At 54.6% G+C, this 25,742-nt stretch carries 24 protein-coding genes; 15 read left to right on the forward strand and 9 right to left on the reverse strand.

The features are described from left to right. The first annotated feature begins 9 nt into the window (after positions 1–9). The 3 genes from TMES_RS02425 to TMES_RS02435 all read left to right on the forward strand — a co-directional run bounded on the left by TMES_RS02425 (position 10) and on the right by TMES_RS02435 (position 3,252). On the forward strand, positions 10–1,644 hold the full coding sequence (locus tag TMES_RS02425; protein WP_085579063.1) for an ABC transporter ATP-binding protein: 1,635 nt from the start codon (positions 10–12) through the stop codon (positions 1,642–1,644). 40 nt (positions 1,645–1,684) lie between these two features. Beyond that, positions 1,685–2,350 carry a hypothetical protein gene (locus TMES_RS02430; protein WP_085579065.1) on the forward strand — a complete coding sequence of 222 codons (666 nt, stop codon included), beginning with the start codon at positions 1,685–1,687 and terminating at the stop codon, positions 2,348–2,350. Between the two features lie 233 nt (positions 2,351–2,583). Continuing rightward, positions 2,584–3,252, forward strand: coding sequence for a LysE family translocator (locus tag TMES_RS02435; protein WP_085579067.1), 669 nt, complete (start codon positions 2,584–2,586; stop codon positions 3,250–3,252). A gap of 644 nt (positions 3,253–3,896) precedes the next feature. Here the strand turns inward: TMES_RS02435 and TMES_RS02440 are convergent. After that, complete coding sequence (locus tag TMES_RS02440) at positions 3,897–4,244, reverse strand: MarR family transcriptional regulator (protein WP_085579069.1); 348 nt, start codon at positions 4,242–4,244, stop codon at positions 3,897–3,899. Between the two features lie 86 nt (positions 4,245–4,330). After that, a complete protein-coding gene (locus TMES_RS02445) occupies positions 4,331–5,731 on the reverse strand; it encodes a leucyl aminopeptidase family protein (protein ID WP_085579071.1) in 1,401 nt (466 codons plus the stop codon). A gap of 300 nt (positions 5,732–6,031) precedes the next feature. Here TMES_RS02445 and TMES_RS02450 point away from each other — a divergent pair, with 300 nt between their 5' ends. The 3 genes from TMES_RS02450 to TMES_RS02460 all read left to right on the forward strand — a co-directional run bounded on the left by TMES_RS02450 (position 6,032) and on the right by TMES_RS02460 (position 7,784). Further along, entirely contained in the window at positions 6,032–6,700 is a 669-nt protein-coding gene (locus TMES_RS02450) for a glutathione S-transferase family protein (protein ID WP_085579073.1), read from the forward strand. Positions 6,701–6,755: 55 nt separating this feature from the next. Continuing rightward, complete coding sequence (locus tag TMES_RS02455) at positions 6,756–7,394, forward strand: uracil-DNA glycosylase family protein (RefSeq protein ID WP_425444035.1); 639 nt, start codon at positions 6,756–6,758, stop codon at positions 7,392–7,394. A 105-nt stretch (positions 7,395–7,499) separates the two neighbouring features. Next, the gene (locus tag TMES_RS02460; protein WP_085579077.1) at positions 7,500–7,784 is read left to right on the forward strand and encodes a 4a-hydroxytetrahydrobiopterin dehydratase; all 285 of its coding nucleotides are present in this window, start codon (positions 7,500–7,502) and stop codon (positions 7,782–7,784) included. Positions 7,785–7,874: 90 nt separating this feature from the next. On the opposite strand, the gene TMES_RS02465 is transcribed toward TMES_RS02460, so the two are convergent. Beyond that, positions 7,875–8,636: an SDR family NAD(P)-dependent oxidoreductase gene (locus TMES_RS02465; RefSeq protein ID WP_085579079.1), complete on the reverse strand. Its 762-nt coding sequence runs from the start codon at positions 8,634–8,636 to the stop codon at positions 7,875–7,877. 231 nt (positions 8,637–8,867) lie between these two features. Beyond that, the gene (locus TMES_RS02470) at positions 8,868–9,959 is read right to left on the reverse strand and encodes a DMT family transporter (RefSeq protein WP_085579081.1); all 1,092 of its coding nucleotides are present in this window, start codon (positions 9,957–9,959) and stop codon (positions 8,868–8,870) included. A 404-nt stretch (positions 9,960–10,363) separates the two neighbouring features. Between TMES_RS02470 and TMES_RS02475 the strand changes: the two genes are divergently transcribed. Together TMES_RS02475 and TMES_RS02480 are read left to right on the forward strand one after the other, a co-directional pair. Next, complete coding sequence (locus TMES_RS02475; RefSeq protein WP_085579083.1) at positions 10,364–10,828, forward strand: Lrp/AsnC family transcriptional regulator; 465 nt, start codon at positions 10,364–10,366, stop codon at positions 10,826–10,828. Between the two features lie 203 nt (positions 10,829–11,031). Next, entirely contained in the window at positions 11,032–13,224 is a 2,193-nt protein-coding gene (locus TMES_RS02480; protein WP_245835174.1) for a potassium/proton antiporter, read from the forward strand. Between the two features lie 72 nt (positions 13,225–13,296). On the opposite strand, the gene TMES_RS02485 is transcribed toward TMES_RS02480, so the two are convergent. Beyond that, positions 13,297–14,202 carry a LysR substrate-binding domain-containing protein gene (locus tag TMES_RS02485; RefSeq protein ID WP_085579085.1) on the reverse strand — a complete coding sequence of 302 codons (906 nt, stop codon included), beginning with the start codon at positions 14,200–14,202 and terminating at the stop codon, positions 13,297–13,299. 249 nt (positions 14,203–14,451) lie between these two features. Here TMES_RS02485 and TMES_RS02490 point away from each other — a divergent pair, with 249 nt between their 5' ends. The 5 genes from TMES_RS02490 to TMES_RS02510 all read left to right on the forward strand — a co-directional run bounded on the left by TMES_RS02490 (position 14,452) and on the right by TMES_RS02510 (position 18,319). Beyond that, positions 14,452–14,856, forward strand: a complete 405-nt coding sequence (locus TMES_RS02490) for a (R)-mandelonitrile lyase (protein ID WP_085579086.1) — start codon at positions 14,452–14,454, stop codon at positions 14,854–14,856. A 67-nt stretch (positions 14,857–14,923) separates the two neighbouring features. Next, positions 14,924–15,913 carry an aldo/keto reductase gene (locus TMES_RS02495; protein WP_085579088.1) on the forward strand — a complete coding sequence of 330 codons (990 nt, stop codon included), beginning with the start codon at positions 14,924–14,926 and terminating at the stop codon, positions 15,911–15,913. Between the two features lie 117 nt (positions 15,914–16,030). Further along, a complete protein-coding gene (locus TMES_RS02500) occupies positions 16,031–17,056 on the forward strand; it encodes a DMT family transporter (RefSeq protein WP_245835175.1) in 1,026 nt (341 codons plus the stop codon). 31 nt (positions 17,057–17,087) lie between these two features. Then, the gene (locus tag TMES_RS02505; RefSeq protein ID WP_085579090.1) at positions 17,088–17,594 is read left to right on the forward strand and encodes a DinB family protein; all 507 of its coding nucleotides are present in this window, start codon (positions 17,088–17,090) and stop codon (positions 17,592–17,594) included. After that, a complete protein-coding gene (locus TMES_RS02510; protein WP_245835176.1) occupies positions 17,591–18,319 on the forward strand; it encodes a LysE family translocator in 729 nt (242 codons plus the stop codon). The genes TMES_RS02505 and TMES_RS02510 overlap by 4 nt, the downstream gene beginning before the upstream one ends. Positions 18,320–18,484: 165 nt before the next feature. Here the strand turns inward: TMES_RS02510 and TMES_RS02515 are convergent, their stop codons facing one another. The 3 genes from TMES_RS02515 to TMES_RS02525 all read right to left on the reverse strand — a co-directional run bounded on the left by TMES_RS02515 (position 18,485) and on the right by TMES_RS02525 (position 21,400). Further along, positions 18,485–19,711 carry a cation:proton antiporter gene (locus tag TMES_RS02515; protein ID WP_085579092.1) on the reverse strand — a complete coding sequence of 409 codons (1,227 nt, stop codon included), beginning with the start codon at positions 19,709–19,711 and terminating at the stop codon, positions 18,485–18,487. An 18-nt stretch (positions 19,712–19,729) separates the two neighbouring features. Next, the gene (hisN, locus tag TMES_RS02520; RefSeq protein ID WP_085579094.1) at positions 19,730–20,512 is read right to left on the reverse strand and encodes a histidinol-phosphatase; all 783 of its coding nucleotides are present in this window, start codon (positions 20,510–20,512) and stop codon (positions 19,730–19,732) included. Positions 20,513–20,614: 102 nt separating this feature from the next. Then, the gene (locus TMES_RS02525; RefSeq protein WP_085579096.1) at positions 20,615–21,400 is read right to left on the reverse strand and encodes a c-type cytochrome; all 786 of its coding nucleotides are present in this window, start codon (positions 21,398–21,400) and stop codon (positions 20,615–20,617) included. A 343-nt stretch (positions 21,401–21,743) separates the two neighbouring features. Between TMES_RS02525 and TMES_RS02530 the strand changes: the two genes are divergently transcribed. Both TMES_RS02530 and TMES_RS02540 read left to right on the forward strand, forming a co-directional pair. Continuing rightward, entirely contained in the window at positions 21,744–22,490 is a 747-nt protein-coding gene (locus TMES_RS02530) for a 3-deoxy-manno-octulosonate cytidylyltransferase (protein ID WP_085579098.1), read from the forward strand. A 274-nt stretch (positions 22,491–22,764) separates the two neighbouring features. Then, a complete protein-coding gene (locus TMES_RS02540) occupies positions 22,765–23,625 on the forward strand; it encodes a prephenate dehydratase (protein WP_085579102.1) in 861 nt (286 codons plus the stop codon). 118 nt (positions 23,626–23,743) lie between these two features. Here TMES_RS02540 and TMES_RS02545 read toward each other — a convergent pair whose 3' ends face one another. Then, a complete protein-coding gene (locus TMES_RS02545; RefSeq protein ID WP_085579104.1) occupies positions 23,744–25,414 on the reverse strand; it encodes a methyl-accepting chemotaxis protein in 1,671 nt (556 codons plus the stop codon). Between the last annotated feature and the right edge of the window lie 328 nt (positions 25,415–25,742).

Genomic DNA, 25,742 nt, shown 5'->3' on the forward strand with positions numbered 1-25,742 from the left:
GAAAATGTGATGTCAGAACAGGGCAACGACGAATATCTTTTGGATGTCAGCAATCTTGCTGTGCGCTTTGGCAATGTCGATGCGGTGCGCGGCGTGTCGTTTCGCATGCAGCGCGGCGAAACGCTGGCGCTGGTGGGCGAAAGCGGGTCGGGCAAATCGGTGACGGCAATGTCGATTTTGCAATTGCTGCCTTATCCGCGTGCCGCGCATCCGTCCGGGTCGATCCTGTTTGACGGACAGGAAATGGTTGGTGCGCCCGAACGCACCTTGCGCCAAATTCGCGGCAATCGCATTGCGATGATTTTTCAGGAACCGATGACCTCGCTTAACCCGCTGCATAATGTGGAAAAGCAGGTCGGCGAGGTTTTACTGCTTCATAAAGGCCTGCGCGGGGCCAAGGCGCGCGAACGGGTGATCGAACTTCTGGAGCTTGTCGGCATTCCCGACCCCAAGTCACGTTTGCGTTCATTGCCGCACGAACTTTCAGGCGGGCAACGCCAACGTGTGATGATCGCGATGGCCCTTGCCAATGACCCGGAACTGTTAATTGCCGACGAACCGACAACTGCGCTCGATGTGACCATTCAGGCGCAGATATTGCAGTTATTGCGCGATTTGCAAAACCGGCTGGGCATGGCGTTGCTGCTGATTACCCATGACTTGCAAATCGTTAAAAAAATGGCCGATCAGGTTTGTGTGATGAAAGACGGCGAAATTGTTGAATTTGGTGACAATGTCCGCCTGTTCGAACAACCCCGCCATCCTTATACCAAACGCTTGCTAGATGCTGTGCCATCGGGGCAGGCGCGGCCGTTGCCCGATGATGCCTGCCAGCTTTTGCAAACCGGCGAAATTCATGTCCGTTTTCCGATTGGTAAAAAAGGTATACTGGGCCGCCCGGAATATTATCTCGATGCGGTAGATGGTGTTTCGATTGCAGTGCGGCAGGGCGAAACGCTGGGCATTGTCGGCGAAAGTGGTTCGGGCAAGACGACACTGGCGCTGGCAATTTTGCGGCTGTTGCAGTCAACCGGTGCGATCACTTTTGACGGGGTCGATGTGCGTGCGCGTGATGGCGCACAAATGCGCGCCCTGCGCCGCGACATGCAGGTGGTGTTTCAGGACCCGTTCGGCTCGCTTAGCCCGCGGATGTCGGTGGCGCAGATTGTTGGCGAAGGGCTTGAAATTCATCAGCCCGAACTGAGCCGGGCCGAGCGCGAAGAACGCATCGCCGAGGCCCTGGTCGAGGTCGATTTACCCGAAAGTGCCCTGCATCGGTATCCGCACGAATTTTCCGGCGGGCAACGCCAGCGTATCTCGATTGCGCGCGCTCTGGTGCTAAAACCGCGTTTCATGGTCCTTGACGAACCGACATCGGCACTCGATATGTCCGTACAGGCGCAGATCGTGGAATTGCTGCGTGATTTGCAGGCGCGTCATAACATGGCGTATCTGTTTATCAGTCACGATTTGAAAGTGGTTCGTGCCCTGTCGCACCGTGTGATGGTGATGAAGGGCGGAAAAATGGTCGAAAGCGGCAGCGCTGACGAGATTTTTGACCACCCGCAGCACGCCTATACCAAAGAGCTTCTGGCGGCGGCACTTGACATGAATGCTCCCCGTGGGCCTGTTGATGCGCTATAGCGTAAAAAGAAGCGTATAAAAGGATAGTAGGTTGGAAATAATGGGTAAACCCCGGAAGACAGCACAGGCAAAACCTGTGTCGCTGGCGGCCCGTATATGTGTGTTTTTTGGCATTGCTGTTTTTGCCCTGATGGCATTTTCTGTTTCAGGTGCGTTTGCATCATCGGGCGAAGGCAAGGAAGCCGGGGCTGAAGGGCAATCAGCCGGTGTGGCATTGCCTGGCAATGTGTTTGAACTTGAAAAAGTCGTCACCACAATCGTGCTGCCACGGCAGGGCATGATCCGTCAGTTCGCAGCGGGAATTTGGCTGGAGCTTTCATCGGTCGAGCATCGTGCGCTTGTGACGCGGATACAGCCAAAACTGTTGAATGCCTTTATGACCGATATTCAGCGTTATTTTTACCGCGATACCAAATACCGCGCGGAAAAAGTGGCAAAGGGCAAACGCGGCTACCATTATCAGGCTCCGGCATTGCTGTTGCCGCCCAAACCGAAACTTGACGAAGACGGCAAGGAAATTCACGAAGAACCCGCCGAAAATGATGCGCCAAAGGCACATTTTTCGCCCTTTAAACCGACGACGGACCCGATCATTGTTGGCTTGCAGCGGCGTTTTCTGGCGACCTGTAACAAGGTGCTGGGCCCCGATGTTGTGACATCGGTGCAGGTGCGTGGCCTGTTCGATCAATGGCCAAACGAACGTTAGGGTTTTCGGCGCGGGTTGTGGTGGCAAGGATAAGACATTTTGCCGCTAGTCGACGATGTGATATCGGACCATAGCCTGCTTGCGGGCGGATACGAAGGCAGTCCGTTGAGCGGGCTGTCTTTTTGTTTTCAGCGCTCATTGGCGCAGGCATGGTTGCTCTGCCCTGAATGCACTTGTTGTGGCGAAAGGGTGTGGTACATCCCGATCATTATTGCTGTCGTTCGGGGTGTTAGATGTCGTTGCATATATGGATCAGTTTTTGTGCGCTGGTGGCTTTGATGGTGTCAACGCCGGGGCCAAGTGTGCTGATCGGCATGTCGCATTCCATGCGTTACGGGCCGGTGCCCACCTTGCTAACCGCGTTGGGCGATGTTACCGCCAATATGATCCAGATGATAATTGCCGCCGTGGGCCTTGGGGCTATTCTGGCAACATCGGCAACTGCGTTTCAGGCGGTTAAATGGGTGGGTGTTGCGTTTTTGCTTGCGATGGGGCTGGTTGCATTTTTTCGCAAGCCCGCAGCAGGTAATCCTAAAAACGATATCGAAACAAATAAAGTTGCCGGTCGTGAACCTGCGCGCCCGTTTAAAATGTTCAGCCAGGGCTTTTTGGTCGCCGCAGGTAACCCCAAGGCAATTGCCTTTTTCGGGGCGCTGTTTCCCCAGTTTATTGATGCGACCCACCCCCTGATGCCGCAGCTTGTGGTGTTGGGTGTAACCTTTGTGATTTTTGATTACACTGCCGTAATGGTCTATGCTGCGGCGGCGTCGCGCATCACCCCGTGGGTCACCCGCCATGGCGGCAACCGCGCCATTGGCCGTTTTAGTGGCGGCGTGTTGATCATTGCCGCAATGTTGCTGTCGCTGATCGATGCGCCGGGCAGCTTTGCCGGTGAAAAATAACCAATCCTTTTTGGCTAATGCAGCGCCGCAAGGATGATGTTTTGCCAAATATGCTGTCTGGTTCCCCCTAAGGCATTTTCGCCCGGGGGCACCTTTCATGTTTTGGCATTTGCATGATGACATCGGGGCTTTCATTTCCCCGGAATCAGACCTGGCGGGGCGCAGGCCGTGTGATGTGACGGCGAATTCTATCCGCTTGCATTCTGATGAGCGACAGCAAGGGTTAAATTCGGCCTTGTGGGTGCAAGACTGGTCGTGCGGGCCTTTTCCGCATATGCACGTCATGCAGCGTCACCCACCCGAAAACTGGCGTGAAGCCCGTGTTTCCACTGTATTGCGCGGCGAGGGGGGCGGCAGGGCCAATGTGGATGGCGTATATTTGTTTTCGTGGCACGGCCAAGCGGCATTGCATACCAACCAGTCGGTATGCAATGCGTGTCGGTATGCACATCATACCGTTTGGTCGGTAGCAGAGATGCGGCAGGGAAAAGGCGGGGATCAGATTGGTGAATTTGTGCTGCAATCGCAATCAATGCCATGGGCGCAGCGGTATCTGGTGTCTTTTATCCCCGGTGGTCTGCCATTTTATGACATGTCAGCGGATGTGAAAAAGCGAGAAACAAGCGCTTCGGGCCGGCCGCAAATTACTGGGTGGTTTTGCCTGCACTGCCAACAATGTCCCCAAATTCGCGCAAAAAGACCGAGCCTTTAACCGTTCGCTGGATCAAAACAGACCGGCGGTCATCCTCGTCGACCTTGCGTTTCACCATGCCAAGCGAACTTAGCCGGTCAAGCGCGCGGGTAATGGCGGGTTTGGAAATGTTCAGGGCTTCGGCAAGGCCACGAACCGTATGAGGGGCCGGGGTCAGATAAACAGTAAGGACAAGGGCCATCTGCCGGGCGGATAAATCGGGGGAATCCCGACGTACACTTTCGACAGTCGCGATACGCCAAAGGTCAAGCGCTTGTGACGGTTTGATCTCGATGGGCATATTTATGTCCAACAGCCTGTTTGTTACGAATACGTAATCTGTTTACCTGACCCCTGACGTTAAGTCAAAGGTTGATTTGTCTTAATTTACTTACCGTAACGATCACTAATCACCTTGAACGCCGCGCGGATACCCTGGGCTTCGCCGCCTTCGGGGCGACCAGGTGTTCCTGCCGGGTTCCATGCCATCAAATCGATATGCGCCCATGCTTTGGCACCTTTGGCGAAACGGTCCAAAAACAGGGCCGCAATAATCGCCCCGCCAAATGGCCCGGACGAGATATTGTTGGTATCGGCGATCTTGCTTTCAAGCATCGGGCGGTAATCGTCCCACAGTGGCAAGCGCCACATCGGGTCGCCCATTTCGATGCCGGTATTTTGCAAGGCGTTTGCCAGATCATCATTGTTGGAAAACAAAGCCGGCAAACCAAGGCCAAGGGCAACACGGGCCGCCCCGGTCAGGGTTGCGAAATCAAGCAGGATTTCCGGGTCTTCGCTGGCCGCTTCGGTTAAGGCATCAGACAGCACCAAACGCCCTTCGGCATCGGTATTGCCCACTTCCACCGTCACGCCCTTGCGGGTGTTGATAATGTCGCTGGGGCGAAAGGCATTGCCCGATACCATGTTTTCCACAGCCGGGATCAGCACGCGCAACCGCACCGGCAATTGTGCCGCCATAATCATGCGTGCCAGACCCAGCACCTGGGCCGCACCGCCCATGTCTTTTTTCATTAAAAGCATGTTGCTGGCCGGTTTTAAATCATAGCCGCCGGTATCAAAACACACACCCTTGCCAACCAGTGTGACACGCGGCGCATTTTCATCGCCCCAATGCATGTCAATCAGGCGCGGTGCGCGGTCGCTGCCTTTGCCCACGGCATAAATGGACGGATAATTTTGCGTTTCCAGATCATCGCCGACAATGGTTGTTATCGTGGCGGAAAACTCATCGGCCAATGTTTGGGCCGCTGCGGCCAGTTCGACCGGGCCCATGTCATTGGCGGGCACGTTGATCAGATCGCGGGTCAGGGCAATGCCGCGCGCGGTGTTTTCGGCACGGTCAGCGGCTTTATTGGCCGGGCGCACAAAGGATGCTTGCGGTGCATCAATTTTGCGATAACGATCAAACCGGTACCCGCCAAGGTAAAGACCCAGCATGGCGCGTTCGCACAGCTCATCATCGCTGGTTACGGTTGCGTCAAACTGATAGGTGCCTTTGGGCAGGGCGCTGACAAGGGCGGCAAAATCCCACACCGATTTGGCATCGTTTTCAAACCCCAAAACCACCGATGCGGCTTTGCCATCGTTAGATGGCAACAAAAGACTGGTGCCGCGTTTGCCTTCAAAGCGGTTGGCCTCAATCCATGATTTATGGATGTCAGACTGGCTTTCCAGCCATTTGCCAAATCCCGCCGGGGTGACGGCGTGAATTGTCAGGGCCGTTTGGGCATCGGCCGTGGTGGTTGTGGGGATAATATGGTCGAACAATTGATCCGTCCTTGTTTGTTTTGGGTGGCGCAACCCGCATGGATAAAGCCGGTGCGGGCTGTGGCATGCACATGATGATGGGTGACATGGCATCATGTTTCGCATTGTTATGGTCATTATGCGGCGATTGACACAAAAACAACAAGGGGATTGGCGCGCAAAATGCGGGCTGGCAGATGCGGTTTAGGGTATGGTTGGCATTACGGGTTTCAGGGGCGGGTTGCGGGTTGTAAAAAACGGCACATGTGTGTCGTTACAGGTAGCGCGTCACGCTCTTATTAATGATGGTGCAGTGGTAAAATGGAAAATCTTCCGGTTCTTTATATTGGCAATAAAAACTATTCGTCCTGGTCGTTGCGTGCGTGGCTGGGGTTAAGGGCGACCGGCGTTGAATTTGAGGAAAAGCTGGTTTCGCTTTACACCGACGAATGGTTTGCCAAGGCCCCGGTCATTTCGCCTACTGGCAAAGTCCCGGCTTATTTTGATGGCACAAAAACCATTTGGGAGGCCTTGGGGATATTAGAATATATCGCCGATACCCGGCCCGATACCCTGTTATGGCCGCTTGATATGGATGTGCGCGCCATTGCGCGGTCGGTCGCGCTGGAAATGCATGGCGGCTTTGTTGCCCTGCGCACCAATATGCCAATGAATTTGCGCAAGGATTATAGCGGTCGGGGCCGCCAACCCGGTGTGGAAAAAGACATCGAACGGATTGGCGACATTTTCAACATGTGCCGCAGCCGCTATGGTCAAAGCGGTGATTTTCTGTTTGGCCACTTCACCATAGCCGATGCCATGTTTGCCCCCGTGATCACGCGGTTTAAAACCTATGGCGTCACGCTTGATCCGGTCGGCGAGGCCTATAAAAATGCCGTGCTTGCCTTGCCTGCCATGCGCGAATGGTACCGCGATGCTTTAAATGAAAACTGGGTGATTGAAGGTGCGGAATTGCCCGATCAGGGATAATCCGCGGCCAAACCCTTGTTAAAACCACATGGTCAAAAATCCGCCAGAGGCTTCCTTGCCCGTTTTGCCATCTTATGTGCCCGAAGTTGATCCCCCCGGCCAAGACCCGGCCCTTGACCGGATTTTGGCCGATGTGCGGGCCTGCCGCCTGTGCGCGGCCCATTTGCCATTGGGCCCGCGCCCGGTGGTGCGCATGGCGGTGTCGGCCCCGGTTTTGGTGATCGGGCAGGCACCGGGAACAAAGGTGCATCAAACCGGCTTGCCGTGGAACGATGCCTCGGGTGATCGTTTGCGCGACTGGTTGCAAATGTCACACGCCGAATTTTATGACCCTGCCAAACTGGCGATTATGCCAATGGGGTTTTGTTACCCTGGCCGGTTTGCGCGCGGCGGCGATTTGCCACCCCGGCCCGAATGCGCGCCAACATGGCATGATGTATTATTGCGCCATTTGCCCCATGTGCGGTTAACCTTGCTGATCGGCCAATATGCGCAGGCGCGTTATCTGGGCATTCAACGTGCCAAAACCATGACCGAAACTGTGCATCGGTTTGAGCAGTTCCTGGCCGATGGTTTGCTGCCCATGCCCCATCCCAGTTGGCGCAACACAGCATGGATTCGTAAAAATCCGTGGTTTGAAAGCGAGTTACTGCCGGTTTTGCGCGACAGGGTCAAAGACGCGCTGGCAGGATGAAAACACGGTGCTTTCAAATTCCTGACATGTTTTCATGGCTTTATATGACGATCATTTCAAAACGATAAGTTGAACCTGATTTTGAACCGGCTACAGGAGGCTGAGATGAGCAAACTTTCCCCCGCCGAAATTGACGTGGCCTTAAAAGAAGTTAGCGGCTGGACCCTGGCGGATGATGGCCTGTCTATTCAGAAAACCTTCAAATTCAAGGATTTCAACCAAGCGTTCGGCTTTATGACCCGTATCGCGCTTAAGGCCGACAAAATGGACCATCATCCTGAATGGTTTAATGTTTATAACAAGGTCGAAATCGCCCTGACGACCCATGATGTCGGCGGTGTGTCGCAAAAGGATATCAAGTTGGCCGCCTTTGCCGATGATGTAGCTTAGGACGCCTTGCTGGTTTGGAATATTTAAAAGCCGGTGGCGCAATGTGCGCCCACCGGCTTTTGTGGTTGAAAGGTGAATCTGGCGCGATTATTATTTTGGTTCCAGCCTTACAGCACCGTCAAGGCGAATCGTTTCGCCGTTCATCATTTCATTTTCGCAAATATGCAGGGCGAGGCGGCCATATTCCTCGGGCCAGCCCAAGCGTTTGGGAAAGGGGGTGTTGGCCGCAAGGCTGTCTTGCACTTCATCAGGCAGGTTTGACAGCATCGGTGTGCCAAACAGGCCCGGCGCAATTGACATGACCCGAATGCCGTGGCGGGCCAGTTCGCGCGCCGCAGGCAGGGTTAATGAATGCACAGCCCCCTTGGACGCGGCATAGGCCGCCTGGCCGATTTGCCCTTCAAAGGCGGCAATCGATGCGGTGTTAATAATAATGCCGCGCTCGCCGCTTTCCACCGGTTCGGTCTTGCTCATGGCATCGGCAACAACGCGCATCATGTTAAACGTGCCGATCAGGTTCACATTGATCACGCGGCTAAAGGCATCAAGGCTGGCCGGGCCATCGCGGCCAACAATGCGTTCCCCATGTACAATCCCGGCACAACTGACCAGAATGCGCGGTGCGCCTAAATCGGCAATAACGCGGGCAACCGCGTCTTCAACGCTTTGCGCATTGGTGACATCAACGCCATATCCTTTGCCGCCCAGTTTTTCTGCCGTGGCATCGGCCCCGTCACCATTTAAATCAAAAGTGGCAACCTTCGCCCCGGCAGCCGCCAGGACCCGCGCTGTTGCGGCACCCAACCCGGACGCCGCCCCGGTTACAATGGCAACTTTTCCTGAAACCTGCATCGGGTTCTCCTGATTTGAAATATAATAGGTATTTCTATACCAAATTATTGGTTTTTGAGGCAAGCAAAACGCGCGAGAGCCGGTTTACCCGCAAAAGTCGCAGTATTTTTACAAAATAGCGGGTGGAAATACGACCAATCATAGCTGACATAAACCAGAGAGCTTATTCAGATTTGGATGTGCGCAACAGTGCCGCCCGCATTGCAGCGGGCAGGTTTTGCCAGGCTGGCGTCATTTTGGCGCAGGCTTGCTGTCCTGATTTTTCGCGCCGTCTGTTGTGTCGCGATCATTGTTGGTTTTGCCCTGATCGCCATCTTTGGTCTCGACCGGTTTTTGCACATCAAACGCCATGCTGGCGCTGGGCCGTGTATCGGGTGCAGGGCGCTGGCGGGGCGGCGGGTCCAGGTCGGTTGCGGGGGATGAATGTTCGCGGTCAAACCGTTTGGCCTCGCGCGCCAGAATGGCTTCGCGCCGGGCAATGTAAATGGCCGAACCGACGATTAATCCGGCACCGGGTAACAGCCAGATTTCGGGGATTTCCCCAAACATCACCAGCGCCACGACGACGACAAACGGCAGGCGTAAATAGTTGAAACCAATGACAAAGCTGTAATCAAACAGGCGAAAGGCGCTGGTATTGCAAAGCTGGGTAATGTTGGCCATGGTGGTGCCAATCAGCAAAATCATGATCACGTGCCAACTGGGTGTTTCCCACACAAACAGGGCTGGAATCAGCGTCATTGGTGTCATCAGCAGCATGGTGTATAGCACCACATTGGGGCTGCTGTCTGTTCGCGCCAGTGACTTGATCGTCATGCCGGCACTGGCCATACACACGGCGGCGACCACCGGTAAAATGCTGGCAAGCTGCATGGTGTCGCTGCCGGGGCGAATGATAATGGCAACCCCGGCGAACCCGGCCACCAGGGCAATGATGCGATGATGGCGGATTTGTTCTTTCAGGAAAATCGCGGCCAGCACGGTGCCAAACAGGGGCACCGTGAAATTAAGGGTCGTTGCCTCGGCCAGGGGTAAATAGGCCAGGGCTGAAAACCAGAAGCTCATCGCGCCCATTGAAAAAATGGCACGCAGAAAAAACATGCGCCAGCGTGTGGTGTGGATTGATGATATGCCCGCGCGTAAAGATACTGGCACAATCAGCAAAAAACCAAACAGGTTGCGGAAGAAAACAACTTCAAGCGGGGGCAATTCCTGTGTTGCCAAACGCACAGTGACCGAAAATCCGGCGGCGGTGATGGCGGCAATGGTGGCAAAAATCGCTGCCTGAACATAATTTGGAAGTTGTTGAAACCATTGCTTCATTTTTATGGCAGCCTGTCGTTGTGGGGCGTCAAATGTTGGTCAGCTCGGGTGACCTTGCGCGTGGTGGGCGCGGTATTGTTTGTTGTGGCAATTGGTTATCAAAGGTGTGCAAGGACACCTAAAGTGTGATGGCAATCAGGGAATGTTGTGGCCCTGTAATATCGTTGGCGCGTTTCGGACCATTGAAAAAGCCATGCCCGAAAGGTGCCAGATGTGAGCATAAAACTCAAAAAACTGAATGTTATCAAAATGAATATACCGGATTTTATAAAAAATCCAGTATCGCGACTTCGGGTTGCAGGGGCAAAGGGGGCATTGTTTTTATTAAAACGGTGTTTCTTCGCAACTGGCTGATTTTCGTGTATTATTGCCCCTTGGCCAAGTCTTGGGACCGGGGGAAGATTATGGATGCCATCGACGCAAAGTTGCTAGATATTTTACAAGAAGATGCTTCGCAATCCTATGCAGTGCTGGGGGGCAAGGTAGGGTTGTCGGTTTCAGCGGTGAATGACCGGGTGCGCAAATTGCGTGATCAGGGGATTATTCGCGCTTACCGGATTGAAATTGATCCGCTGGCGGTGGGGCGCGCGCTGATGGCGATGGTGTGGTTGCGTAGTGATCCGGGTAAGAGCAGTCGCAAAATGATCAAGTCACTGATCAAGGCCGATGAAGTGATGGAATGCCATCACATGACCGGGCGATTTGATTTTTTGTTGAAATTGCGTTTGCGCGATACCGCCCATCTCGAAAGCTTTGTCACCGACGTGATCAAGGAACTTCCCGGCATTTTGGAAGTTTTGCCGGAAATTGCCTTGTCGACAGCAAAAGAAACAGCTTTTATTCCCGCGCAGGTCCCCGAGGCAGGTTAAGTTTAATCTTATGACGTTATGGCAAATGCGCCATGGCGGTACCATATGCTGTAAAAATATTGGATCGACGATATTTTCGCCGCAATTTTGTGGTCGATATGTGCCGTATTATAGATAGATACGCGACTGTCCCGGCTGTGATGTGATGTCACACTGGTTGGGGCTGTATGTAAGGCTGGGTCACAAAAACAGGGAGAACGCCCATGATTGAATCGATGAATCTGGTTATCCTGATTGCATCGATTTTGGTTGTGGTTGCCGTTTTCACCAGCCTGATCAGCTTTCGTGTTGGCGCCCCCTTGCTGCTGGTGTTTTTGTTTGTCGGCCTTGCTGCGGGCGAAGATGGCATTGGCGGCATTCATTTTGATAATGCCCCGCTGGCCTATTTTATTGGCAGCATTGCGCTGGCCCTTATCTTGTTTGACAGCGGCTTTGAAACCCCGACACGGGCGTTGCGCATTGCATCGGCCCCCGCCCTTACCTTGGCGACCTTTGGCGTTTTAATGACCACGGGCGTGGTCGGCGTGGCGGCGCATTTTTTGCTGGGCGTTCCGTGGCTGGTCGGTTTTTTGTTTGGCGCTATTGTCAGTTCGACCGATGCGGCGGCAGTGTTTTTCCTGTTGCGGGTTGGTGGCATTAACCTGCGTGATCGAACACGATCAACGCTGGAGGTCGAGTCGGGAAGCAACGACCCGATGGCGGTGTTTTTAACCATTACGCTGGTTGAACTGATCGTGCAGGGCACGGGCGACAACCTGGCGCTGGAACTGGCCGAACGGTTTGTTTTCCAAATTGGCCTTGGGGCGGTTCTGGGGTTTGTGGGCGGCGTTTTGATTGTTCAGGGCATGAACCGGATCAAGCTGGAACCGGGGCTGGTGCCCATTGTGGTTCTGGCCTGCGCGCTGACATTGTTTGGGGCCACCAGCATTGTTGGCGGCAGCGGCTTTTTGGCGGTTTATGTTGCCGGGCTTTATGCCGGTAACAGCAAAATGCGCATGAGTGCCAGTGTCCGCCGGTTTCAGCATGTCATAACCTGGCTGGCGCAAATTGCCATGTTTGTTACCCTTGGCTTGCTGGCAACCCCGTCGGAATTTGGCGATGTGTTGATCCCGGGCTTTTTGCTGGCGTTAATTTTGGTGTTTGTGGCCCGGCCGATTGCGATCTGGCTGTGCCTGATGTTTTTCAATTTTTCACGTAATGATACCGCCTTTATTTCGTGGGTCGGCTTGCGCGGTGCGGTCTCGATTTTGCTGGCGATTGTGCCAATGGTCGAGGGGGTCGAGCAGGGCCAGTTGCTGTTTAATACCGCCTTTATTGTCGTGATAACGTCGCTGTTGCTACAAGGCTGGACCATCAAACCGATTGCCCGCTGGCTGGGCATTATTGTGCCCGCACGACGTGGCCCGGTTGACAGGATCGATCTGGAATTGCCCGGCAACGCCAATCAGGAAGTGGTGGTTTACCGCGTCCATCCCGATAGTGCGGTGGCAACCGGGCATCGTATTCCGCGTTGGGCGCGCCCGTCGCTTATTTTGCGCGATGGTAAATCGCTGCGTCCGCACAATGCCGGGCGGCTTTTGGGCGATGACCAGATCTATATTTTCACCCCGCCACAATATGTCGAACTGCTTGACCAGCTTTTCGCCGGTCCCGCCGAAGGGGCCAATGACCGCGATATGTTTGGTGATTTCAGCTTCCCGCCCGATACCGGCATTTTGGATGTGGGTCGATTATATGGTTTTCCGGTTGCGCCGGGCGATGGTGATTTGACACTGGCGGAATTGCTGGAACGGGAATTGTCGGGCGATATCGAACCCGCCGACCGCATTGCCTATGGCCCGGTCGAGCTGATTGTGCGGCGTATTGATGATGGCCATGGCATTCGCGAAGTCGGCATGTCGGTTGAGCTTAACCCCGAAAACCGGCGTCATTTGCCCCTTTTCCATTCCCGCAGCGAATTGCTGGCCTTGTGGCGGTTAAACCGTCGCAAAAGACTGCGGCGTAAATTGCGTACCAGGCTGACCAACCGGCGCAAGAAAATGTCGGCACTGGCTCCGGCGGATTTGGACGTGGCGGCGGATGTGGCCGCGCAAACCGACGCGATTGCCCTTTCCAGTGCGGACCCGTTACCGGTAACCGAAGCTGATTTGGCATCAACCGCCCCGACAGATGAAAGTGCGCCGGAGGACAGGTCGTCTGGTGATAACGGGGTCAAGGAAGGCGGGCCCGACCGCAAGCCCGATCCCTTTTCGAGGGCGCAAGAATTATCTGAACCTGATGCCGATACTGAAACCGAAGTCGTACCTGAAGCTAAAACTGATGCTGATGTTGACGCCATACAGAATGTTGCTCCCCATCAGGTAACGGACACCGGTGAAGACAAACCGGTTCGTTAGCCATGGGCGACGGGGGATATGGTTTGGCGGTGACGTCCCCATGATGACCGTGATTTCACCCCTTAGGGCGGGCTATGCACCTGTTTTGGGCGGATAACGCAGGGCTTCCATCACAACCTTGAACGCCGGGGAATGTTGCCGACGACTGGGGTAATATAAATGATACCCGGGAAAAGGCGGGCACCAGTCGAGCAACACGCGCTGTAACCGGCCTTGTTTGACATGCTCGAGAATCTGGTCTTCGGGGATACAAGCCAGACCATGGCCGTTGATCGTGGCCTCAACCATGATCGCGGCATCGTTAAAGACCAGGCGGCCTTCGATACGGGCGTTCAACGGGCGGCCGTCTTTTTCAAATTCCCAGATATAAAGTCCGCCCAGGGTTGGCAATCGCAAATTTATGCAATCATGTTGCAACAAATCATGCGGTGTTCGGGGGATGGCGCGGGTTTGGAAATAAGCCGGGGCGCCCACAACCGCCATTCTGATATCGGGGCCAATGCGGGTGGCAATCATGTCTTTGTCAACCTGTTCGCCCAGCCGCACCCCGGCGTCATATCGTTCGGCGACAATGTCGGTCAGTTTCTGATCGATATTGAGTTCAACATTCAAGTCCGGATAGACGGGCAGCAATTTTTCAATAGCCGGCCAGATAATGCTGCGCGCGGCATATGCGCTGGTGGAAATACGCACGGTACCGGCAGGTTTGTCGCGAAATTCGCTTAAGGCGGCGATCTGGTCGCTAATCGTGCCAAATGCCGGGCGCAAGGTTTGGGCAAGGCGGTCGCCTGCGTCGGTGGGTTCTACCCGCCGTGTGGTCCGGGTTAACAAGCGTAAACCCAGCCGTTCTTCCAGCCGCCGAACCGTGTGGCTTAACGCCGATTGCGATGTGCCAAGCCGCGCTGCCGCCCGGGTAAAGCTGCGTTCTTCAACCACGGATAAAAAGGCGGCAAGGTCGCCAAGCTCTTCGCGCTTCATTCATGAATCCTCAATATGAGTTCATGCAAGATTTAGCGTCTAATTAAAATAAAACAAGTCTGTATGGTGAAAGCCACATCTCTTGATAAGGGTATGTCATGGGACGGCGGAATTGGCGCGACGGGTTGATATCTGTGTCACCCCCTTTGCCTTGTTTGGGCAGCTAAATTCGTGTGCTAATTGCCCGTCAATCTGTCCCTGGCGGCATCTTTATCATCTCATTTTTCGTACAAATCGGAGGTTTCCCAGATGAATATCGTGCGCAATGCCAGCAAAGGCTCGGTTGCGGGGTCTGCTGATTATTTTACCGGAACGGTTCGGATCGACAGCCCGTTTCAAACCTCCGAGCCGGCCCGTGTGGGCGGGGCCATTGTAACGTTTGAACCCGGTGCGCGTACAGCGTGGCACACCCATCCGTTGGGGCAAACCCTGATTGTCACAAGCGGTCTGGGCTGGGTGCAACGCGAAGGTGAGCTAAAACAGGAAATTAGCCCCGGTGATATTGTGTGGTTTGAGCCCGGTGAACGCCATTGGCACGGGGCAACGAATGCCTCGGCCATGACCCACATTGCCATTGCCGAGGCGGTTAACGGCTCACCCGTTAACTGGCTCGAAAAGGTCGAAGACGCCGATTATCTTTCCAGCCTGGCATAACACTGCCATTGCACAACCAAACCGGACCAAACGTGACCGTGCCGGGTGCCAACAAGGAATATCCATCATGCAGAAACGTTTTCTGGGAAATAGCGGACTTGAGGTTTCGGCAATCGGTTTTGGCTGCATGGGCATTAACTTTGCCTATGGCCAGCCGATGGATACGGAAAATGCCGTGACCCTTTTGCGCAAGGCGCACGAGATTGGCATTACCTTTTTCGATACCGCCGAGGCCTATGGCCCGTTTACCAATGAAAAAATTGTTGGCGAAGCATTGGCCCCGGTGCGTGACGACGTTGTTATCGCCACCAAATTCGGCTTTAAAATAGACGATAATGGCGGCCAGTCGGGCATGGATAGCCGCCCCCAAAATATTCGCGCCGTGGCCGAAGCATCGCTTAAACGGCTGGGCACGGACCGGATTGATCTGTTGTATCAACACCGCGTTGATCCCGATGTGCCGATTGAAGAAGTTGCCGGGACGGTGGGCCGCCTGATTGCCGAAGGCAAAGTTAAACACTTTGGCTTGTCCGAAGCAGGTGCCGAGACCATTCGCCGTGCCCATGCCGAGTACCCGGTGGCCGCCGTGCAAAGCGAATATTCACTTTGGTGGCGCGAACCCGAAGACGATATTTTGCCGGTTCTTGAAGAACTGGGCATTGGTTTTGTGCCGTTTAGCCCGCTGGGCAAAGGGTTTTTAACCGGTGCCATCGATGATCAGACCCAATTTGACGACGGTGATTTTCGCAATATCGTGCCGCGGTTTAGCGCCGATGCTCGCAAGGCCAATCAGGGGCTTGTTACGTTGCTGGGTAAAATTGCCGGTCAGAAAGAAGCAACACCGGCCCAAATCGCCCTGGCGTGGCTTCTGGCGCAAAAACCGTGGATCGTGCCCATTCCCGGCACCACGAAATTGCATCGACTGGCAGAAAATACCAAAGCCGACGATATCGATTTAAGTGCCAGTGACCTTGGCGAAATTGCCGATGCCCTGTCCGAGATCAAGGTGGTTGGCGACCGGTATCCGGCCCATTTGCAGCAGCGCATCAATCGTTAAGGGATATCCAAGGTGGCGTTAAAAGGCATTTGGCATTAGGACACCTAATGATTTGATCAAATTTGATGGTTTGAGAATTCCTCAGGAATGATCATAAATTCGCCAGATCATACCAGCATGGGAGTCTGTCGCGTGGGGCCGTTAGGATTATATGCCGCTGTTGTTTTGATCTGGGGCAGCACCTGGATCGCGATCAAATATCAGTTAACGGTCTCGCCGGAGCTGGCTGTGGCTTATCGCTTTGTTTTAGCAGCGGTAATCCTGATGGTTTATTGCAAAATTCGTAAATTGCCGATGCGCTATTCCCGCCGCGACCATGCCTTTATGGCGCTGATGGGGCTGTGCCTGTTTTCGTTAAATTACGTCATGGTCTATATGGCCGAAATCTGGCTGACATCGGGTTTGCTGGCCGTCGTGTTTTCGGCCATCGTCATCATGAACATGGTTAATGGCGCGATTTTTTTTAAACGCCGCCCCGAAACCCGCACCATCATTGGGGCGGTTATTGGCCTTGGCGGTATTTGCGTTATTTTTGCCCCCGATCTGGCCCGGTTTGACCTTGCCGCAGGCGGCAGCTTCGGGCTGATCATCGCCCTTGTGTCGTGCTATGTTGCGTCCCTGGGCAATATGGCCTCGGCGCGTAATCAGGCCAGCGGTATTCCGGTTATGCAGGCCAATGCCTATGGCATGATGTATGGGTCGATCATGCTGGTGGCTTATATTCTGGTCTCGGGCCAGCCGATTATTTTTGATACCAGCCCGTCGTTTCTGATTGCGCTGGTTTATTTGTCGGTTCTTGGCTCGGTGCTGGCATTCGGGTTTTATCTCACCCTGTTAGGGCGGATCGGGCCAGACCGCGCGGCCTATAGCTCGGTTATGTTCCCGGTGGTGGCCTTGGCCATTTCAACCTTTGCCGAGGGGTTCGTCTGGCATGCCAATATCATTTTGGGGGTCGGTTTAACGCTGGTGGGCAATGTGGTGATTTTATCGCGGCGAAAACGCATCGCCACAGTCGCGATCACGCCGGTAATGCCGGTTGGTACAGCATCGACAGCATCACGCCCGCCACGTAACATCGATATGCCAACAAACCCGCCAGCGGCGATGGTTGGTGCCTTGCCTTGCAAGGGTGATGTGTCCTAAGGGCGATAAACGGTTTTTAAAGCGGGGGAAGATGATGAACGCCGAATATTTTCAAATGTTTGCACGTTATAACCAATGGGCGAACAACCATGTTATTGCGGCATGCGAAACGCTTGATCAGGTTGATCTGGATGCCCCGCGCGAGGCGTTTTTTCCATCAATCATGAAAACCCTGAACCATCTTCTGGTCGCCGATACTTTGTGGATGGCGCGCCTGCGCGGCGAGATTTTAAAAATGGGGCTGGGCGATGTGCCGTGGCCCGAATTTGCCGATTATAAAGCCACGCGTACGCAGTACGACGCCGCCCTGATTGAGTATGTCGACCGGCTGGACGATGCCGCTCTGGCGGGAATTTTATCTTATAAAAATGTTGCCGGGGTAGCCTATGCCACACCGCGCAATATTGTTATTGGCCATGTTTTCAACCACCAGACCCATCATCGCGGGCAGCTTCACAGCCAGTTACTTTCGGCGGGCTGCCCGTCGCTGGAAATCGATATGATTTATTTTGCCCGCCTCAAAGGCTATTCGCAGTGATCGACTTTCTGGCAACGCACCTGGTCTCATACGGCCCGTTTTTACTCGCCGCTTTGGTGCTTAACATTGCACCTGGGCCTGATCTGACCTTTGTTTTGGCTCAGGCGGCAACGCATGGTCGTAAAATCGGCCTCATGTCCAGTGTCGGGGTGTGTTCGGGGGCGTTTGTGCATGTGATTTTTGCCGCTCTGGGCCTTTCGGCCATTCTGATGACATCGGCGCTGGCCTTTGCCGTGGTGAAATGGGTGGGGGTTCTTTATCTGGCGTGGCTGGGAGCAAGTGCCATTTACGCAACCTTCAAGCAGCCTGCGGCGGGCAAAAATACCGTGCGAAATGTCACGCGAAATACCATGCATACGGGCGATGGTTTTGCACCTGATATGCCTGCAAAAACAGCCCCGGCGGCGTTTCGCGCCTGGCGGCAGGGTGTGTTGATTGATGTGTTTAACCCCAAGGTGGCGCTGTTTTTCATGGCGTTTTTGCCGCAATTTGTGAGCCCGGCTTTGGGCCATCCATCGGTACAGTTTTTTATCCTCGGAACCGTCGTTAACATGATCGGGTTTATTGTTGAAACCGTTGTTGTGCTGGCGGTTGTCGCGGCAGCCACCCGCTTTGAGCGGTATTTTTCCGGGCAGGTAATGTTGGGCAAATGGCTGCAACGGGCTTTGGGTGCCGTGTTTCTGGCATTGGGAGTTCGGCTGGCGCTAAGCGACCGGGGTATGTGACACACCGCCATGATATTCCTGATCATGCAGGGCGAAACAAACCGGTTTTCACCACGTATGTTCGGGTAAAGCGGGCCCCTTTCAGGTGGGGTTCTGTTGCCATATGGGATGTTGCCCCGCCAGATCGTGCTGGTTGGGGATGACCGATATGGATATGCGCCCGGCTTAGGCCGGGCGTTTCTTTTTGCTGTAATTTGCAAGGGCGGTGGTAAGCGGGGTGGCGCTAATGCCATGGGTGATCACGCTGATGGTCACAATTAACGCAACACACGCCACCAGCGCCTCATAGCCCGAAATGCCCAGCATGGTGACCATGATCAAAAGATAAATGATGGATGCAATGCCGCGTGGCCCAAACCAGCCGATAAACAGCTTTTCCGCCAGGTTATAGGGCGATCCGAGCATGCATATCCAGACACAGGCCGGCCGCAGGATCAGCAGACTGACCACAGAAAACAGCAACATTTCCCCGGTCCAAAGTTCGTAAACCGAGGGTAAAATCAGCAACCCGAAAACAAAAAACGTCAGCATGGTTAAAAGTTCGGCTTCGGCTTCTCCAAAACTTTCAATCACATCGGCGACCTTGGAACTGGCAATGTTCAGGGCAAGGCCGCCCGCAAAGGCGGCGACAAAACCATTGCCCCCGGCCTTTTCTGCCAGCAGAAAAATCAGCAACGCCGATAACACGCCAAACAGCCGTTCAAAGCGGTCGATCATAAGGTTGCGGGCCACAGCATGGTTAACCAGCATGCCCAAAATTGCCCCGCAGGCCACGCCAACCCCGGCACCAATCGCAATTTCCAAAATGGCTTCGCTGATCCAGCCATTGGCATTTTGCCCGGTCAGGGCCGCTTCAATTGCAAGGGCGGTGGTAAAAACCGGCAAAACCAGCCCGTCATTCAGCCCGCTTTCAATATTAATGCCCTGGCGCACCGGCGATGAAATAAGCCGGTTTTCCAGAACCGGGCGGCTAAGGGCGGCATCGGTTGGCGATACCATCAACGCAATCAGCAAGGCCGGGACAATGCCTATGCCCGGCGCGATGCCATAATATGCCGCCACCCACGTCACCACGACGGTTAAGGGCAGGCCAACCATCAATAACCGGGTCGCCAGCCGCAGGGCAGGGCGTTCCTTGCGGTAATCCAATATGGCAGCATCAAGAAACAGAATAATCGCCAGTGTCAGTTCGGAAAATACCCGCGCGAAATGGAAATTATCCTTAAGCGGCTCCAGCGGCGGCTGCGCCCATAACCCCAGCGGAATGGCGACAATGCCCCCGGCCAGCACCATCATCATCGGCGATGAGATGTTGAATTTTTGCATCCTGCGCGACCACAGGCCGTAAACCAGCCCCGATGCGACAAATAAAATCGCGATCCATTCCAGCATGACACCGGCCCTTGTGCGTTAAGGCATTGCTGCTTTGGTAATTGTCAGAACCTGTTCATGACATTGCCGGTCGCCGGTCGCAACCAAACAGCCATCGCTGTGGAGGGTCAAAGGGTTGCCTTGCCAATCGCTCATTTTGCCACCGGCCCCTTCCACAACAGGAACAAGGGCGCAAAAATCATAGGCCTGTGTGTTGGCTTCGACCACCACATCGGCCAGCCCCAGTGCGGTGAGGCCAAAGGCATAGGCATCCACCCCGTACATCGGCTGGCGGCAGCGGTTGCGAATTGTCTCATAGGCCAGAATTTGCGGCCCGCGAAACAGTTCGGGGGCGGTGGTAAAAAATATCGCCTGATCAAGGGCGGGGCAGGGCCGGGTTGCAATTGGGCTGCCGTTAAAGGTTGTTTGCTGGCCGGTAACGCCGACCCAGCGTTCGTCGGTGATGGCCTGATCAATAATGCCCAATACCGGCGTGCCGTTGTGGCACAGCGCGATCAGGGTGGCAAAGCTGGGCTTGCCGACAATAAACGATTTGGTGCCGTCGATCGGGTCTAGAACCCAGACATATTCGGCATCAATGTTTTGGCGGCCATGTTCTTCCCCTAAAATACCGTGGTCGGGGCATTCCTCGGCCAGAATGGCACGCATTACGGTTTCAACCTCGCGGTCCGCAATGGTGACCGGGCTGGCATCGGCCTTAACATCCACCGCCACAGCGGTACGGTAATATTTGCGAACCACCGGGCGGGCGGCATCGGCAAGGCGATGGGCGATTTTTACAAATTGATCATACGGGTCCAAGGCGGGCTCCTGTGCGCAAGGGAGAACTGCTTTATGCCATAAAAAAGCAGGGGACGGAAAACCGTCCCCTGCAAAATATGCGTTTTATTGTTTTGGTCCGGTTTACTGACCGGCAGCCGGCGCTTCTTCGGTGGCGGGTTTGCCATTATCATTGGCAGCATCGCCGTCCTTGGCCGGGCCTTCTTCGGGCATGGCAATATCACCGGCGGCATTATCCGTTGCTTCGGCATTGCCGTTGCTTTCGTCACTACCTTCGGGTTTTGCCGCACCGTCTTCGGCCGGGGTTTCACCGGTTTCCGCAGCGGCCTTGTCGCCACCTTCTTCGGCGGCAATTTCATCCGCACCTGGTGCGGGCAACGGATTGTCCGACATGCTGTTAAGAAACGCAATGACATTGGCACGGTCCGATGCCTTTTTCAGACCGGCAAACGTCATTTTGGTGCCCGGGATGTAATCCTTGGGCGAATACAGGAAATGGTTCAACTGGGTATATCCCCAATTGCCGCCATGGTTGGCGACAGCATCGGAATAGCTGAAATCATCCTTGTGGGCGACCACATTGCCAACGATACCATACAGGTTCGGACCCACTTTATTGGGGCCGCCATTGGTATTGTCATGGCAGGTGCCACATTTTTTAAAGACCTTTTCGCCCGCAGCAACATCGGCATCGGCCAGCATTGCCAGGATCGGTTCAGGTCCTGCAGGTTTCTCAGGTGCGGCAGCAGGTTTGTTTGCTGCAGCCATCAGGTCATCCGAAAACGGATAAACTGCTTCTTCCAGTTCCTTGGGGTGTACAAGCGCACCCCCGATTTTGCCGACCACGACCACCAAAAGTACGGCAACGATAATTCCGGCGACGATCTTGTTGATTTCCATCGTTTTCATGACGGGATCCCGTAACAGCCAATATAACTCTCAGGTTTTATTCTTTTGACGCGGCTGACCCATGCGTCCCTGACGCCCCCACGCAAATACGCATGCGACAACAGGCCAGACTGCTGATCGGAAACTATACGTTTCATAGTTTTTCATCAACCTTTCTTCACAGTTATGGGAAAACTTGCCAAAAATCGGCTGTTATGGTCGGATTCGTGCTTTTGCCTCGGGGCCGAAACCGGTTATTGTCGCGTCGTTTCAACTTCTTCCCGGCAAAAAGTCATCGCGTTTACGTTGATGAATGCTTCGCCGGGCGGACCGCATACTGTTTTCGGATCGGAGACCCACACCCATGTCCGCCCCCCGCAATCCTGTTGTTGTTATTCCGGCCCGTATGGCATCCACCCGATTGCCCAACAAGCCGCTGGCCGAGATTCACGGCGAAGCGATGATTGTGCATGTCTGGCGTCGCGCGGTCGAAGCCGAGATTGGCCCCGTGATTGTGGCCTGTGCTGAACAGGAAATTGCCGATGCCATCACCCATGCCGGTGGTATCGCCGTTTTAACCGATCCCGACCTGCCCAGCGGCTCAGACCGGGTGCATCAGGCGCTTGGCAGTTTTGATCCGCTTAAAAAGCATGACGCGGTGGTAAATGTGCAGGGCGATTTGCCCACCATCAGTGCGGATGATATTCGGGCTGTTTTTAACCCGCTGTCTGATCCTGCTGTCGATATTGCCACCCTGGCGGCGGTTATTCGCCGCGACGAAGAACGCAATAATCCCAACGTGGTCAAGGCTGTGGCGGCATTCGGCAATTTACGGGTGGCGCGCGCGCTTTATTTCACCCGCGCAACCGCACCGCATGGCGATGGGCCGCTTTATCACCATATCGGGCTGTACACCTATCGCCGTGCCGCGCTGGACCGCTTTGTCAGCCTGCCGCCCGCCGAACTGGAAATGCGCGAACGGCTGGAACAGTTACGGGCCCTTGAAAACGGTATGGTGATTGCGGTGGCACTGGTCGATGGTGTGCCGTTAGGCGTTGATACCCCCGAAGATCTGGAACGGGCGCGTGAAATTCTGGCAAAGCGCACCTGATTGCAACGCCGGGCAAACCCGTAAATGAACACACGGGCAGGGCAATGTTTTGCCTGTGGGTGTTACGTGGTTGTTAATTGGCATCTTGGCGGGGTCTGGTGTTGATAAGAAAAAGCGGCTCGGGCGGGCAAAAAAAATCGATGGTTTTATCCCGGTGCCAATTGTCGCTATAACAAAATGGCTTGTCGTTATGGGCAGGATGGCCCTGCCACGGGGCGTTATACTTAATTCTATGTGTTAAGGGCTGCGGCCCTGATTGAACGGGAATGATCCAATGACCGACCAAATGCGAATTGCTTTTCAGGGGATGCACGGTGCCTATTCCGATCAGGCGGCACGGCGGGCGTTTCCGGGCGCGGTAACCGTACCTTGCCCGACCTTTGAAGGCGCATTTGGGGCGTTGCGGGACGGCGAAGTCGATCTGGCGGTTATTCCGATTGATAATACTTTGGCGGGCCGGGTCGCCGATGTGCATCACCTGTTGCCCGATTCGGGCGTGCATATCATTGGTGAAACCTTTCTGCGCATCAATCATGCGCTTTTGGGCGTCAAAGGTACGCAAATTTCCGATATTCGCGAAATTCGCAGCCATGTTCACGCGCTTGGCCAATGTCGCAAAATTCGCAAGGAACTGGGTGTTCCCGCTGTTGTCGGCTCTGATACCGCGGGCTGTGCCAAGGAAGTTGCCGATCTGGGTGATAAATCCATCGCCGCCATTGCCCCGGTGCTGGCGGCCGAAATTTACGGGCTGGATGTGTTGCGCACCGATGTCGAAGACGCGGCCCATAACACCACCCGGTTCATTATTTTATCGCGCGAAGCCAAAACCGCACCCGATAACGGCAGCCCGGTTGTGACCAGCTTTGTGTTCCGGGTGCGCAACGTGGCCGCCGCCCTTTACAAGGCGCTGGGCGGCTTTGCCACCAACGGCATTAACATGACCAAGCTCGAAAGCTATATGGTTGAAGGGCATTTCACCGCGACCCAGTTTTTCGCCGAGGTGGAAGCCCATCCCGACCAGCTTGGCCTGCGTCATGCGCTGGAAGAATTGCAGTTCTTTTCGCACGAGGTTCTGATTTTGGGGGTTTACCCCGCCCATCCGTTTCGCCGCGACAATGTTTTGCCCGCTGAATAAATATCTGCCAGATCAAAAAAACGGGCCGTCACATTAATTTGTGACGGCCCGTTTTGCGTCGTGGTTTTAGTTCTGGTTCGGATCTGCGTTTGCCAGTCTGGCGCGCAGAACCCGAAAATCAGGCGTCGGCCTGTTTGCCGAGATCCTTGGCAAAGCGGCCAATAATCTGGTTTAGTTCGGCGGATCGTTGGGAAAGTTCCTGTGCGGCTGCCTTGATCTGTTCTGCATCACCGGTTGTTCCCTGGGCGTCGCGCATGGTCTGATCCGACGTGTCGGAAATCTGTTTGACGCCGCTGGCACTGCGGTGCGCATTCCCGGCAATTTCGCGGGTGGCGGCACCTTGTTCTTCGATGGCGCTGGCGATGGTGGTGGAAACCTCGCGCAGGATACCGATGGTGTCAGATACCCGGCTGATGCCGCTGACCGCGCGGTTGGTGCCATCGACAACCGAATTGATCTGGTTGGCAATTTCCTCGGTGGCACGCGCGGTTTGGGTGGCCAGGTTTTTAACCTCGCTGGCGACCACGGCAAAGCCTTTGCCTGCATCTCCGGCACGGGCGGCTTCGATGGTGGCGTTCAGGGCCAAAAGGTTGGTCTGACCGGCAATATCGTTAATCAGGTTGACGATTTCCTGAATTTTATCCACCGATTGCGACAGCCCGCCGACATCGTTGCGCGCATTGTTGCTTTCATCGGTCGCCTGAATCACGGTTTGCGCCATCTGGTCGATCTGGCCGCTGATTTCATGGATCGACGATGAAAGTTCTTCGGTGGCGGCGGCAACAGCATCGACATTGGCCGATACGTCCCCGGCGGTGGCCGCAACTTCCCGGCTATGAACCAGAATGCCACTGGCATTACGGGCCATATTTTCCGAAAGTTTAAGCGATTTGCCAGCCGAACCATCAACCGCATGGGCGATTGAGCCAACTTCGCTTTCCAGTTTGACGGCAATATCGCGAATGTGACTGCGTCGTGCCTGTTCGGCCTGCTGTTTCTGGTTCAGGGCGTCGGTTTCAAGTTTTTTGGCCGATGCCGACGAATCGCGCAACGCCAGAACGCCTTCTGCCATATCGGCAATTTCAACGAATCGCGAGTCGGTATCGACATCGGCATCATAATTGCCATCGGCAATGGTGCTGATATTGCGGCTCAAACCAACGATGCTGCGCGCAATCTGCTTGCTGACAATCCATGAAAGAGTGCCGGCAACAATAATTGCAGCCAGCGATATCAAGCCGAGCTGCCACAAGACCGACTGGAACTGTTTGGCAACGTCATCCATATAAACACCGGTGCCAAGTGCCCATTTCCATTGGGGAATCGGGCGTACATAGGCGGCCTTTTCAATCAGGCGGTCGCCTTCGCCAGGCTTTTTGGTGTCATAGGTGATCACCCCGCCGCCCGATTTCGCTGTGCTGACAATCATTTTGCGCACGCTGCTGTCGGGTTTGCATTGCCCTTCATCTTCCGGGCTAAGCGGGTCAAGCACCATGCAATGGCTGAAATCTGAGATATAAACGTAATTGCCCGACGCAAAGCGATATTCACGCAACAAAGCCAAAACCTGTGCCTTGGCCGTTGCTTCGTCAAGATCGCCTGCTTTGACCTTATTGACATACTGATCAATGATTTTGACAGCGCCTTCGGTCAGGTGGCTGATTTCGTTATATTTTTCCGTGCGGATACTGTTTTGATAACTAAAGGCAACCGTGGTGACGATGGCAATTAGTGTAATCAGGCATATCGCCGGAATGGCGAAAATACCGGTCATGACGCGAAAGCGCATGGCATTTGCCCCCTGCAAATGAAATAGGCTTACTGGAATAATTCAAAAGGAGAAGTTCGTCCATTATAGATCGTCGCAGGGTTGTTCATGTGCTTTTGCCGCATGGCTGCCCGGCGTCCAGATAATTTGACAACCCTCCAACATATCTGTATCAACCGGGTCATTCCTTCGCTTGTAGGGCAGATAGTGCTGTCAGGAACTGTGTAGATAGGCGGGGGCAGGCATGACGTGATGACGTCATCGCCTCATCATTGCCTTCTCATGCAGGGTCCGTGGCTGCGGTATATCGCCGAGCACCGGGAAGCTTGCGTTCGGGCAGGCTTGTTTT

This window comes from Thalassospira mesophila (genome assembly GCF_002115755.1).
Taxonomy (GTDB): Bacteria; Pseudomonadota; Alphaproteobacteria; order Rhodospirillales; family Thalassospiraceae; genus Thalassospira; species Thalassospira mesophila.